Source organism: Roseomonas sp. TF40 (genome assembly GCF_057219975.1).
In genome coordinates this window covers 325,147-337,130 of record NZ_JBXVVR010000005.1, presented here as the reverse complement: position 1 = coordinate 337,130, position 11,984 = coordinate 325,147, and the positions used below count along the sequence as shown (strand labels likewise).

The 11,984-nt window shown below is 68.2% G+C and carries 12 protein-coding genes; 3 read left to right on the top strand and 9 right to left on the bottom strand.

What is annotated here, in order from left to right; all coding sequences use genetic code 11:
- Positions 1–86: 86 nt before the first annotated feature.
- From AC2D9U_RS16645 to AC2D9U_RS16630, 4 genes are all read right to left on the bottom strand, one after another.
- Complete coding sequence (locus tag AC2D9U_RS16645) at positions 87–377, bottom strand: hypothetical protein (protein ID WP_484751124.1); 291 nt, start codon at positions 375–377, stop codon at positions 87–89.
- A 168-nt stretch (positions 378–545) separates the two neighbouring features.
- The gene (locus AC2D9U_RS16640; protein WP_484751122.1) at positions 546–863 is read right to left on the bottom strand and encodes a hypothetical protein; all 318 of its coding nucleotides are present in this window, start codon (positions 861–863) and stop codon (positions 546–548) included.
- Between the two features lie 82 nt (positions 864–945).
- A complete protein-coding gene (locus AC2D9U_RS16635) occupies positions 946–2,988 on the bottom strand; it encodes a sodium:solute symporter family protein (protein WP_484751120.1) in 2,043 nt (680 codons plus the stop codon).
- A gap of 4 nt (positions 2,989–2,992) precedes the next feature.
- Complete coding sequence (locus tag AC2D9U_RS16630; RefSeq protein ID WP_484751118.1) at positions 2,993–3,298, bottom strand: DUF4212 domain-containing protein; 306 nt, start codon at positions 3,296–3,298, stop codon at positions 2,993–2,995.
- A 150-nt stretch (positions 3,299–3,448) separates the two neighbouring features.
- Here AC2D9U_RS16630 and AC2D9U_RS16625 point away from each other — a divergent pair, with 150 nt between their 5' ends.
- Both AC2D9U_RS16625 and AC2D9U_RS16620 read left to right on the top strand, forming a co-directional pair.
- Positions 3,449–4,084 carry a hypothetical protein gene (locus AC2D9U_RS16625; RefSeq protein ID WP_484751115.1) on the top strand — a complete coding sequence of 212 codons (636 nt, stop codon included), beginning with the start codon at positions 3,449–3,451 and terminating at the stop codon, positions 4,082–4,084.
- Positions 4,085–4,317: 233 nt separating this feature from the next.
- Entirely contained in the window at positions 4,318–5,982 is a 1,665-nt protein-coding gene (locus tag AC2D9U_RS16620; protein ID WP_484751112.1) for an MFS transporter, read from the top strand.
- Between the two features lie 65 nt (positions 5,983–6,047).
- On the opposite strand, the gene phnE (AC2D9U_RS16615) is transcribed toward AC2D9U_RS16620, so the two are convergent.
- From phnE (AC2D9U_RS16615) to phnC, 4 genes are read right to left on the bottom strand one after another with little or no spacing between them, the layout of a single operon-like run.
- A complete protein-coding gene (phnE, locus tag AC2D9U_RS16615) occupies positions 6,048–6,860 on the bottom strand; it encodes a phosphonate ABC transporter, permease protein PhnE (protein WP_484751108.1) in 813 nt (270 codons plus the stop codon).
- A 56-nt stretch (positions 6,861–6,916) separates the two neighbouring features.
- Complete coding sequence (phnE, locus tag AC2D9U_RS16610; protein ID WP_484751105.1) at positions 6,917–7,828, bottom strand: phosphonate ABC transporter, permease protein PhnE; 912 nt, start codon at positions 7,826–7,828, stop codon at positions 6,917–6,919.
- Positions 7,828–8,790: a phosphate/phosphite/phosphonate ABC transporter substrate-binding protein gene (phnD, locus tag AC2D9U_RS16605; RefSeq protein WP_484751103.1), complete on the bottom strand. Its 963-nt coding sequence runs from the start codon at positions 8,788–8,790 to the stop codon at positions 7,828–7,830. Before phnD ends, phnE (AC2D9U_RS16610) begins: the two co-directional genes overlap by 1 nt.
- A gap of 33 nt (positions 8,791–8,823) precedes the next feature.
- On the bottom strand, positions 8,824–9,654 hold the full coding sequence (phnC, locus tag AC2D9U_RS16600) for a phosphonate ABC transporter ATP-binding protein (RefSeq protein WP_484751102.1): 831 nt from the start codon (positions 9,652–9,654) through the stop codon (positions 8,824–8,826).
- A gap of 158 nt (positions 9,655–9,812) precedes the next feature.
- Between phnC and AC2D9U_RS16595 the strand changes: the two genes are divergently transcribed.
- Positions 9,813–10,151, top strand: coding sequence for an NIPSNAP family protein (locus AC2D9U_RS16595; RefSeq protein ID WP_484751098.1), 339 nt, complete (start codon positions 9,813–9,815; stop codon positions 10,149–10,151).
- 131 nt (positions 10,152–10,282) lie between these two features.
- Here AC2D9U_RS16595 and AC2D9U_RS16590 read toward each other — a convergent pair whose 3' ends face one another.
- Complete coding sequence (locus AC2D9U_RS16590; RefSeq protein WP_484751093.1) at positions 10,283–11,893, bottom strand: peptide chain release factor 3; 1,611 nt, start codon at positions 11,891–11,893, stop codon at positions 10,283–10,285.
- Positions 11,894–11,984: the final 91 nt, after the last annotated feature.

Here is an 11,984-nt window from a genome sequence, read left to right as displayed (position 1 = left end):
CGGCCCCAACTGTCCACAGGCCCTAGAGCAATATGCGTTCAGATGGGTCGCGGCGGCGCCGCGACGCTGAACGCATATTGCTCTGATCACCCCAGGCCGAGCAGCACCAGCAGCGCCACGCCCGCCAGCCAGACCAGCATGGCATCGCGCTGCGCGAGGCCCAGGCGCTCGGCGATCGCGGCCGGCACGGCGGCAAGCAGCAGCGTGGCGGTGGAGACGATCAGGCTCGCCCCGTAGAACACCACCTCGTTGCTCGCGCGCACCATCTCGGGCAGCCAGACCGGGTGCAGGCTCCAGACGATGGGCAGCATCGGGCTGATCAGGCCATTCACCAGGCACAGCCCCATGATGGCGACGAACAGGTTCTGTGAGGTCATGCCACATCCCCTTGGTCAGAACCTGCGCCCGCCGAAGGCGGGTGAGCGGCCGAATGGTCGCCGCGCCAGGTGGCGCGCAGCCAAGCGCGCGGAGGCGCGCGCCGGCGACTGAGGGGTTGGAGCCATGGCTCCAACCGGTCACGATCCGCGAGGTTGAGCGTCATCGCCTCAGCCCCCCCCGGCCGGCACCAGCCGCGGCGCGAGGCCGGCGGCGATCATGAAGATGCCCGAGACCAGCCGCAGGCCGAACAGCCAGCAGGCGGCGACCAGCGGCAGGAAGACCGGCGCGACATAGGAAGGCACGGCGCGGGCGGCCAGCCAGACGGCCCAGTCGGTCAGCAGGCGGAAGCCGCGCCAGATGTAGTTCGGGCTGTCAGCCGGCACGATGGCCTGCATCAGGAAGCGCCCGAGGCAGGCCCAGGCGGTCAGCGCCAGGACGTAGGTGACGCCCCAGAACAGCAGGTGATCGGCGACGAAGGGTTGCACCAGCCAGACTCCGGCAGAAAGCGGAAGGGCGGCCGCGTCACCGCGGCCGCCCCCCTGTATAGCGCCCTGACGGGGCGCCTGGTTACTCCACCGCCTCCTTGCGATCCACCAGGCGCACGCCGCCCTTCGGGATGCGGATGTCGTCGATGAAGTCCTGCATGGCCTGGGAGGGCGCCGTCGTGAACTTCGACACCAGCCAGATCGTCAGGAAGGACAGCGGCACGCCGATGATGCCGCCGGAGATGTTGTTCAGCGTCCACAGCCGCGCCACCGTCCGGCCGCGCAGCACCACGCTGTCGGTCGTCAGGATGAGCTGGCCGAACCAGGACATCGCCCCATCCTGGATCTGCGCGGCATTGGCGACGAGGCTCGCGGCATAGGCCTTCAGCTCCGCCGAAGCCTGCGGCAGGGCGGCGGTCTGGCGCGCGGCGGCCAGGATGGCCTCCTTCGTGCCGAACAGCTCGACGAAGGACAGGCCGTAGAACTCCGTCCAGATCAGGTAGATGAAGGTGAAGGAGAAACCCACGGCCATGCCCCAGCAGGCGGCGGCATTGGTGGTCTTCTTGTACCACACCCCCATCACCAGCGCGCCGAACAGGCCGGCGGCCGCGATCGAGAAGGCCCAGGCCACGAGGAACAGGATGTCCGCCCCCATGCTGCCCGCCGTCCAGGCCGCCAGCAGGGCGACGATGAGCAGCAGGACGCGGGAGATGATCAGGCGCTTCGCGGTCGGCGCATTGCGGTCGATCATCTTGTAGTAGATGTCGTGGCTGAGCGCGTTGGCCAGCGCCAGCAGCAGGCCGTCGGCGGTGGAGAGCGCAGCGGCCAGGCCGCCCGCGGCCACCAGGCCGGCGATCACATAGGGCAGGCCCGCGATTTCCGGCGTGGCGAGCACGACCACGTCAGGATGGATGCGGAAGTCACCCCACTGGACGATGCCGTCGCGGTTCACGTCGACGATGTTGATCCAGGGCGTGCCGTAGGGCGAGATGATCTGCCAGTTCTTGATCCACTCCGGCAGCGCGTTGATCGGCTGGCCGATGACGGTCTGGTAGATCTCGAGCTTGCCGAAGGCGGCGTAGGCCGGCGCCGTGAAGTACAGCAGGAAGATGAAGAACAGCGACCAGGCGACCGAGGCGCGGGCCTCGCGCACCGACGGCGTGGTGAAGTAGCGCATCAGCACGTGCGGCAGGGCCGCGGTGCCGACCATGAGGCAGAACACCAGCGCGAAGAAGTTGAAGGCGGCCGACCAGGAGAAGGCGCCGTTCGGCCCGATGAAGGGCGCGGTGTGCCAGCCCGTCACGCCGGGCGGGGGGGTCATGCCGGCGGCACGGAAGCCCTGCTCCAGCACCTCGATCCGCTCGAGCGCCAGGCCGTACATCAGCTGCGGCACCGGCACGCCGGTGACCTTCACGGACATCAGGATGGCGGGGATCAGGTAGGCGATGATCAGGATGATGTACTGCGCCACCTGGGTCCAGGTGACCGCGCGCATGCCGCCCAGCATCGAGCAGACCAGGATGCCGGCGAGGCCGAGGAAGACCGCGACCGCGAAGGAGACATCCAGGAAGCGCTGGGTGATGATGCCCACGCCCACGATCTGCGCCACGACGTAGACGAAGCTCGCCGTCAGCAGCACGATCACGCCGATGCCACGCGCCCAGTTGCCGCCGAAGCGCGCGCCCAGGAAGTCCGGCACCGTGTACTGGCCGAACTTGCGCAGGTAGGGCGCCAGCAGGATGGCGACGAGCATGTAGCCGCCGGTCCAGCCCAGGATGAAGGCAAGACCGCCATAGCCCAGCGCGTAGAGGCTGCCCGCCATGCCGATGAAGCTCGCGGCACTCATCCAGTCGGAGCCGGTGGCCATGCCGTTGTAGATGGCTGGCACCCTTCGTCCCGCGACGTAGTATTCCGAGACCACCTGGGTGCGGCTGATGATGCCGATATAGGCGTAGACGCCGATGGTCAGGAACACGAAGAGGTAGCCGATCACGCGATCGGGCACGCCCATCTGTTCGAGGATGGCGAGGATGATGACGAAGAAGGCAAAGCCGCCGGTGTAGCCGGCGTAGATCTTGCCAAGCGAGGCGATGAAGGGGTCCTTGCCCCCGGTCGACGCGGACATGGGCTCAGTCCTCCTGCACGCCGAATTCCTCGTCGATCTCGTTCTGGCGCTTGGCGAACCAGAAGAGACCAACGACGAAGACGATCAGGCTGCCCTGCGCGGCCATGTAGAAGCCCATGGGGAAGCCGAAGATATGGATCGGGTTCAGCACCGTGGCGAACATGTGGATGCCGAAGCTCGAGGCGAACCAGATCGCCAGCATCGTCCACATCAGGCCCGTGGTCTTCTTCCAGTAGGCCTCACCATTCGCGCGATCGGTGGCGGCTACTGTCGCCCCCTTCGCTTCCACGACATTCTCGACTAACGGCATCAGGCTCCCCCCCTGTTGGCTTACGCCGACTTGCCAGGCGCAAACGACGACCCCGCCTCACGGTGCGTCGATTAAATCCCGGTAGGTTCGGCGGTTATCATGTATCCCGCACGTCATGCAATAACGTGTCTCAGGCATGTGGAGAGATTTATGTTGGGGCGTATTCTCCGGGCGCTTCGGCCGCCGAAATCGGCCGATCCGGCCGCGTTCGGCAGGTTTCTGGAGCGCCAGACCAGCTTCGTGGTGCGCAAGACGATCGAGGATTATTGCCGCGTGAAGGCCGGGCGAAGCGAAACCAAGATGTTCGCCGACCCCGATTTCCAGGCGGCGCTGCTGCATTCCCGCTGGCAGACCTATGCCGCCGCCGCCCAGGACATGGCCGCCCTGGCCGAGGCCTGGCTGCGCCCGGAAGTCCCGGGCCGGGAGGCCGAGCTGGCCGAGTCGCTGGCCGCCCTGGTCGGCGCCATGCTGCGCGACGCCGAGGCCCCGCTGGGTGAGCGCCCCACACTGGACGACGCCCGGCACGCCCTGCCCCGCCTGCTGGCCGGGCTGCAGGAGAAGCCGCCCCTGCCGGCGGATCGCCGCCCGCTGCTGGCCGAGCAACCCCTGCTGGCGACGATCCCCGTCCATGCCGACCAGCGGGTGGGCGAGACCCCGGCCATCCGCGGGGCGCTGCGCTTCCACATGGTCTCGACCCAGCAGGAGATGGAACGCGCCTTCCTGCCGGGCGCCCTCGCCCTGGGATTGATGGAAGCCGGCAGACCGACAGGTCCGCACATGACCTGAGGGCAATGCGTTACAGTCCAACCTGAATTTCGGCCTCTTCTGGACACGAATTAACCCCCCGGTGCGTTGATCGGTCATCCTCAGCCCGTCCAGAAACACCCCCGCCGGTATGCGCATGGCACCGCTCAGCCATGCGTATGCGTATCGGCGATCAAGTCAAACGCCGGCGAAGCCGGGGAGAGGGGTTGGGGATGGCAATAGCGGCAACAATGGCCACGGACGCGGCACGGCCGATGTCTCCGGAAGAGCGGAAGGTCATTCTGGCCTCCTCGCTCGGTACTGTTTTCGAGTGGTACGACTTCTACCTCTACGGCTCGCTCGCGGCGGTCATCGGCGCGAACTTCTTCTCGATGTACGACGAGACGACGCGCAACGTCTTCGCCCTGCTGGCCTTCGCGGCGGGCTTCCTGGTGCGTCCCTTCGGCGCGCTGGTGTTCGGCCGCCTGGGCGACCTGGTCGGGCGCAAATACACCTTCCTCGTCACCATCCTCATCATGGGTGCCTCGACCTTCGTGGTCGGCATCCTGCCCACCTCCGACCAGATCGGCATCATCGCGCCGATCGTGCTGATCATCCTGCGCATGCTGCAGGGCCTGGCGCTGGGCGGCGAATATGGCGGCGCGGCGACCTATGTGGCGGAGCACGCGCCCAACGGAAGGCGCGGCTTCTACACCAGCTTCATCCAGATCACGGCCACCGCGGGGCTGTTCCTCTCCCTGCTGGTGATCCTGTCCACCCGCTCCATCGTGGGTGAAGCCGCCTTCGCCGCCTGGGGCTGGCGCGTGCCCTTCCTGCTCTCGATCCTGCTGCTCGCCATCTCGGTCTGGATCCGGCTGCAGATGAACGAAAGCCCGGCCTTCAAGAAGATGAAGGAGGAGGGCACGGGCTCCAAGGCGCCGATCGGCGAGGCCTTCGGCCAGTGGAAGAACGCCAAGATCGCGCTCTTCGCCCTGCTCGGCCTCGTCATGGGCCAGGCGGTGGTCTGGTACACTGGTCAGTTCTACGCGCTGTTCTTCCTCGGCCAGGTGCTGAAGGTGGATGGCTTCACCACGAACATGCTGATCGCCTGGTCGCTGGTGCTGGGCTCGGGCGGCTTCGTCTTCTTCGGCTGGCTGTCGGACAAGGTCGGCCGCAAGCCGATCATCCTCGGCGGCTGCCTGATCGCGGCGCTGACCTACTTCCCGCTCTTCCACATGATCTCGGCCCAGGCGAACCCGGCGCTGACCCAGGCCCACAACACCATCACCACGGTGGTGGAAGTGGACACCTCGGCCTGCTCCTTCCAGTTCAACCCGACCGGGACGGCGCGCTTCACCAAGCCTTGCGACATCACCAAGGCCGCGCTTGCCCGCCTGTCGGTGAACTACTCGGTGCGCCACGTGCCCGGCCAGACCGATGCCGTGGTGAAGATCGGCAACCAGACCGTGACCTCCAGCCAGCCCAACTTCGCCACGGCGCTGGCCACGGCGGTGACGGCGGCGGGCTACCCGGCAGCGTCGAACCCGACCGTCGTGAAGATGAGCGGGCCCTTCGACGTCTTCAACAGCCAGGCCTCCACGCTGATCGTGCTGCTGACCGTGCTGGTGATCTACGTCACCATGGTCTACGGCCCGATCGCGGCCGCGCTGGTGGAGCTCTTCCCCACCCGCATCCGCTACACCTCCATGTCGCTGCCCTACCATATCGGCAATGGCTGGTTCGGCGGGCTGATGCCGGCGACGGCCTTCGCGATGATCGCGCAGACCGGCGACGTGTATTACGGCCTCTGGTATCCGGTGGTGATCGCGCTCGCGACCGTGGTGATCGGCCTCTTCATGGTGCCGGAGACCAAGGATCGCGACATCTTCGCGACCAATGCCGATGGGTCCGCGAGCGCGGCGGATTACCGCAAGGGCTGAACGACCCAGGCGGGTTGTTCGTCAGGGCGCCGGGGAGCCATCCCCGGCGCCTTTTTCATGGGTGGCTATCGCTTCACCAACCCATCCCGCTCGCCGATCAGGCGGCGACGGATGCGGGAGGAGAGCAGGTCGATCAGCGCCACGGTCGCGATCATCAGCAGGATGATGAAGGCGACCTCGTCCCAGTGGCGCACCTTGATGCGCTCGGCGATCTGCAGCCCGATGCCGCCCGCCCCCACCACGCCCAGGATGGAGGCCGAGCGCGTGTTGCTCTCGAAGAAGTAGAGCGCCTGCGCCACCATGACCGGCAGCACCTGCGGCAGCAGGCCGAAGCGCGTGCGCAGCACCGGGCTGCCGCCCACCGCGTCGATCCCCTCGGCCTGCTTCTTCTCGGCATTCTCGATCGCCTCGGCATAGAGCTTGGCCAGCACCGCGATATCGGCGGTGGCAATCGCCAGCACGCCCGCCAGCGGGCCGAGTCCCACCGCGCGCACATAGGCCAGCGCCCAGATCAGCTGGTCCACGCCACGGAAGCCGTCGAACAGCCGGCGGAGGGAGAAATGCGCGAGCGTGTTGGTCACCACATTGCCCGCGCCGAGGAAGCCGAGCGGGACGGCGATCAGTGCCGCAACGAAAGTGCCGAGGAAGGCCATGGCCACGCTCTCGGCGATGCCCTTCAGGATCTCCAGCCACAATTCGCCCGGCGAGGGCGGGACCATGAGCACCACGATGGTGCCCAGCCCCGACAGCCCGTTCCACAGCCGCACGGGCGAGAAGCCGAACCACCACAGCAGGAAGCCGATCCAGCCGAGTGCTGCGAGCAGCGCAATCGCCCGGCCCGCCCGCACAGCAGGGGTCGGTCCGAAGGCGCGCGGCATGCGCAGGCGAAGTGATTCAACCTGCGCGGGGGTGGGGCGAGCAAGGGCCATGGCGCTCAACCCGCCGAGGCCCGCACATCGGCGGCCGAGAGCCCCTTGCGCAGGCGTTCCGAGATCAGGTCGATGGAGGCGACGGCGAGGATGATCAGCACGACGATGGCGCTGATCTCCTCGTAATAGTTGAAGGCGATCACGTGGTAGAGCTCCTCGCCGATGCCGCCCGCGCCGACGAAGCCCAGCACGGAAGCGCCGCGCAGATTCACCTCGAAGCGCAGCAGGGTGTAGCTCAGGAAGTTCGGCAGCACCTGCGGCAGCACGCCGTAGCGCATGCGATGGAACCAGTTGCCGCCGGCGGCGCGCACACCCTCCATCGGCCCGGTATCGGCATTCTCCGCCACCTCGGCGAAGAGCTTCCCGTTGGCGCCGGCGGTGTGGATGATGATGGCGAGGATCCCCGCCAGCGGGCCGATGCCGAAGGCCCAGACGAAGATCAGCGCGAAGACGATCTCCGGCACCGTGCGGCAGAATTCCAGGAAGCGCCGCGCGAGCTGATAGGCCCAGGGGCTGGGCGAGAGGTTGCGCGCCGCGACGAAACAAAGCGACAGGCTGATCATCGTGCCGAACAGCGTGCCGAGCAGCGCCATCTGGCTGGTTTCGAAGATCAGCCAGAGCCATTTGTCGGCGCGATACATCCAGGCGGCGAAGCTGCCCTCGGTCTCCCAATCGGCGAAGAAGACCTCGGCCCGGAAGCTCGGCAGCACGCGCCAGAGATATTCGCCGATGCGCGGCAGCCCCTCGGCGAGCCGCGCGGGCGAGGCCTCGCTGACCCAGGCGGCGAGGACCACGCAGGCGAGCAGGATCGCACCAAAGAGCAGGCTCGCGCGGCGGCGGATCCGCCGTGCCTCCTGGAAAGCGGCCTCGCCCCGCGCAACCGCCGGGCTGGGCAGGGCGATGACCGCTGCCGACATCAGGAGCGGCGGCGCCGCTCGGCCGCTTCCTCGCGGCGCAGCTGCACGATCGGCTCGAACATCGCGTGGTTCACCTGGGCATAGCCCTGCCCGCCGCCGCGCTCGATCTGCGCGTAGATCTGCGGATGCGCGGTGGCCAGCGCCAAATGGAAGGCCAGCAGGTCGTCCTTGAAGGCCTGCGGCAGGTCGCGCCGCACGGTGAAGGGGCCGTTCAGGATCGGGCGCGAGGTCCAGATGATGCGCAGGTCGCGCATGTTGAGCATGCCCTTCTGCACCATCGCGCGGAGGTTGCCGCGGGTGAAGCCCTCATTCACGTCGCCCTGGCCGGAGGCCCAGGTCACGGCCGCGTCGTATTGGCGCTGCAGCACCGCCACCACCGCCTGTTCATGCCCGCCGCCGAAGCCGGTGCGCGAGAAGAAGCTGTTGATGTCGAGCCCCTGCCCCCGCAGCTCGCTGCGCGGCACGAGATAGCCGGAGGTGGAGTTGGCATCCGCCCAGGCCAGCGACTTGCCGCGCATCTGCTCCAGGCTGGTGATGCCGCTGTCGGCGCGCACCACCATCACCGCGACATAGGAGATGCCGCCATCGCTCTCCCGCGCCACCCAGAGCGGCTCGACGCCGCCATTGGTGTCGAGCCAGGCGCCGGCATAGGCCGAGGCGCCCATACCCGCGCCCTCGATCTGCCGCGCGCCGAAGGCCTGCATGACGCCGGCATAGTCGGCCGCCGGGAAGAGCCGCACCGGCACGCCGAAGGTCGTCTCCAGCAGCTGGCGATAGGCGTCGAAACGGCCCAGGCGGTCGGATTCATTCTCGCCGCCGAGCAGGCCGATGCGGATCTGCGGCACCTGCGCGGCCCAGGCGCGACGGCCCGGGGCCGGCATGGTGGCGGGGGCGGCACCCTGGGCAAGGGCGGCGAAAGGCGCCAGTGCGGCGCCGGCCGTGAGAAGGCGACGGGTGATCATGGTGTTCGCTCCATCGGTTTTGGGACAACAGCTTCAGGCGAGGGCGAGGCCGCCCTTGGGGATGCCGGCGCCGGCCCTGGGGTTCACGGCCTCCTGCGCCTGGTCCTCGAACTCGTCCTCGGAGACGCCGTAGATCTCGCGCACCCGCGCGCCGGTCAGCTCGCCGGGCGGGCCGTCGAACATCACGCGCCCGGCCTGCATGGCGACGATCCGGTCGCAATAGTGCCGCGCGGTGTCGAGGTGATGCAGGTTGGTCAGCACCGTGATGCCGTCTTCCCGGTTCACCTGGCGCAGCGCGTCCATCACGGTGCGGGCGTTGCGCGGGTCGAGGCTCGCGATCGGCTCATCGGCCAGGATCAGCTTGGGTTCCTGCAGCAAGGCGCGGCAGATCGCGACCCGCTGCTGCTGCCCGCCCGAGAGCGTGTCGGCGCGCTGCAGCGCGGTCTCGGCGAGGTCGAAGCGATCCAGCGCCTGGATCGCCATGGCGCGTTCCTCGGCGGTGAACATCTTGAGCAGGCTGGTGACGGTGCCCAGCACGCCGGGGCGGTGGTTGAGCCGGCCGACCAGCACATTGGTCAGCACGTCCAGCCGCTGCACCAGGTTGAACTGCTGGAAGATCATGGCGCAATCGGTGCGCCAGCGGCGCAGCGCGGCGCCCTTCAGCGCCGTCACATCCTGCCCGGCATGGATGACCCGCCCCTCGGAGGGCTCGGTCAGGCGGTTGATCATGCGCAGCATGGTCGATTTGCCGGCGCCCGAGCGGCCGATCACGCCCACCATCTGGCCGTCCGGCACCAGCAGGCGCACGCCATCCACCGCCGTCACGGCGCCGAAGCGCCGCGTCAAACCCTGAAGTTCCAGCATCTTCGCGCCCCTGCTCCGGGCGGGGCCTATACAGGCGGCGGGTGACCGGGCGATGACGCCTGCGTTGCAATCGGGTTGCCGCTGCGTCGGCGGCCCCGGGCTTTCCAAGCGGGCCCTGGCCTGTGATCCTGCCCGCCCTGCATCCGGGAGGACACCCCATGATCGTCGACCTGCGCATCTACACGACGCTGCCCGGCCGCCTGCCGGAATTCGTCGCCCTCTACGAATCCAAGGCCTGGCCGCTGCAGCTCAAATACCTGGAGAACTGCCTGGGCTGGTACACCACCGTGGAGGGCGAGTTGAACACGGTGGTGCATATGTGGGGCTATGCCGACCAGGGCGACCGCGAGCGCCGGCGCAACGCCATGGCCGCCGACCCCGCCTGGGGCACCTACCTGGCCGAGATGGCGACGCGCGGCGTGCTGCTGAAGATGGAGAACCGCATCATCAAGGCGACCGGCTTCTTCGCCGCCCACCAGGCTGCCAAGAAGGCCTAGAGCACGCTGCGTTCTCATGAACGCAGCGTGCTCTGGAAATCATTGAATCTAGAGCAAGAAATGCGTTCAGCGTCGCGGCAGCGCCGCGACCCATCTGAACGCATATTGCTCTAGTCAGAGGCCCAGCCGGGCTACCGGGTCATCGCGACCAGCCCGTGCTGCTCGCGCACGGGGGCGAAGCGGATGGCGGGGTATTCCTCCTCCGCCCGCTTGCGCCGCCAGTCGGAGCCGAACAGGGCCACCTGCTCGCCATCATGGTCCTCGGCGGTGTCGGAACGGTTGCCCGCCGCCCAGCGGGCGATCTCCGCCGGCTCGCCCGCCAGCCAGCGCAGCTGCGACCAGCGCGTGGCGTCGAAGCCCGCCGGCACGCCGTATTCCACGGCAAGGCGCGACTTCAGCACATCCAGCTGCAGCTCCCCCACCACGCCCACGATCGGCGCCGAGCCATCGAGGGGCCGGAAGATCTGCACCACGCCCTCCTCGGCCAGCTGGTCGAGCGCGGTGCGCAGCTTCTTCGCCAGCATCGGGTCCTCGAGCCGCACATGGCGCAGGATTTCCGGGGCGAAGCTGGGCACACCCCGGAAATTGATGTCCTCGCCCTCGGTCAGCGTGTCGCCGATGCGCAGCGTGCCGTGATTGGCGATGCCCACCACATCGCCGGGCCAGGCCTCCTCGGCCACCTGGCGCTCCTTGGCGAAGAAGAAGAGCGGCGCATTCACCGGCACCTGCTTGCCGGTGCGCACCTGGCGCAGCCGCATGCCCTTGGTGAGCCGGCCGGAGCACAGCCGCACGAAGGCCACGCGGTCGCGGTGGTTGGGGTCCATGTTCGCCTGCACCTTGAAGACGAAGCCGGTGAGCTTGCCCTCCTGCGGCTGGATGGGGCGCGGATCCGCGGCGCGCGCGCCCGGCGGCGGGGCGTAGTCCGAAAGCCCATCCAGCAGGTGTCCGACGCCGAAATCGCGCAACGCCGAGCCGAAATAGACCGGCGTGAGGTGCCCGGCGCGGAAGGCGTCGAGGTCGAAGGCGTTGAGCCCCGCCTCGGCCAGCAGGATGTCCTCCGCCAGTTGGGTCGCGCGGTCGGCGCCCACGAGTTCCGCGATCTTCGGGTCGTCGGCGCCGGTCACGGCGATGCTCTCGGCCTCCGAGGCATCGACCGGCATCAGCCGCTTCGCCAGGATGTCGTAGGTGCCCCAGAAGGTGTTGGCGCGCCCCACCGGCCAGGCCACGGGCGCGGCATCCAGCGCCAGGGTCTGCTGGATCTCGTCGATCAGTTCGAAGGGGTCGCGTGCCTCGCGGTCCATCTTGTTGACGAAGGTGACGATGGGGATGTCGCGCAGGCGGCAGACCTCGAACAGCTTGCGGGTCTGGCTCTCGATGCCCTTGGCGGCGTCGAGCACCATGATGGCGGCATCCACGGCGGTGAGCGTGCGGTAGGTGTCTTCCGAGAAATCCTCGTGGCCCGGCGTGTCGAGCAGGTTGAACACCACGCCCGCGCGCTCGAAGGTCATGACCGAGGTGGCGACCGAGATGCCGCGGTCCTGCTCGATCTTCATCCAGTCCGAGCGCGTGCGCCGCGCATTGCCCTTGGCGCGCACCGCGCCGGCAAGCTGGATGGCCCCGCCCTTCAGCAGCAGCTTCTCCGTCAGCGTCGTCTTGCCGGCGTCGGGATGCGCGATGATGGCGAAGGTGCGCCGCCGTGCGGCTTCGCGCGCCACGGTGTCGAGGAGTTGGGTGTCGCTCATGCCGCGCCCTATAGCGCCTTGCCGGCGCGCGCGCATCCTGTGGCCGCGTCTTGCCCGTTGACCAAGGGCGCCGCGGACGCGATACGCGAGG

Excerpts from the sequence above, each read along its gene's own strand:
- AC2D9U_RS16645 (WP_484751124.1), bottom strand. The coding sequence starts at position 377 with ATGACCTCACAGAACCTGTTCGTCGCCATCATGGGGCTGTGCCTGGTG.
- AC2D9U_RS16635 (WP_484751120.1), bottom strand. The coding sequence starts at position 2,988 with ATGTCCGCGTCGACCGGGGGCAAGGACCCCTTCATCGCCTCGCTTGGC.
- AC2D9U_RS16630 (WP_484751118.1), bottom strand. The coding sequence starts at position 3,298 with ATGCCGTTAGTCGAGAATGTCGTGGAAGCGAAGGGGGCGACAGTAGCC.
- AC2D9U_RS16625 (WP_484751115.1), top strand. The coding sequence starts at position 3,449 with ATGTTGGGGCGTATTCTCCGGGCGCTTCGGCCGCCGAAATCGGCCGAT.
- AC2D9U_RS16620 (WP_484751112.1), top strand. The coding sequence starts at position 4,318 with ATGTCTCCGGAAGAGCGGAAGGTCATTCTGGCCTCCTCGCTCGGTACT.
- phnE (WP_484751108.1), bottom strand. The coding sequence starts at position 6,860 with ATGCCGCGCGCCTTCGGACCGACCCCTGCTGTGCGGGCGGGCCGGGCG.
- phnE (WP_484751105.1), bottom strand. The coding sequence starts at position 7,828 with ATGTCGGCAGCGGTCATCGCCCTGCCCAGCCCGGCGGTTGCGCGGGGC.
- phnD (WP_484751103.1), bottom strand. The coding sequence starts at position 8,790 with ATGATCACCCGTCGCCTTCTCACGGCCGGCGCCGCACTGGCGCCTTTC.
- phnC (WP_484751102.1), bottom strand. The coding sequence starts at position 9,654 with ATGCTGGAACTTCAGGGTTTGACGCGGCGCTTCGGCGCCGTGACGGCG.
- AC2D9U_RS16595 (WP_484751098.1), top strand. The coding sequence starts at position 9,813 with ATGATCGTCGACCTGCGCATCTACACGACGCTGCCCGGCCGCCTGCCG.
- AC2D9U_RS16590 (WP_484751093.1), bottom strand. The coding sequence starts at position 11,893 with ATGAGCGACACCCAACTCCTCGACACCGTGGCGCGCGAAGCCGCACGG.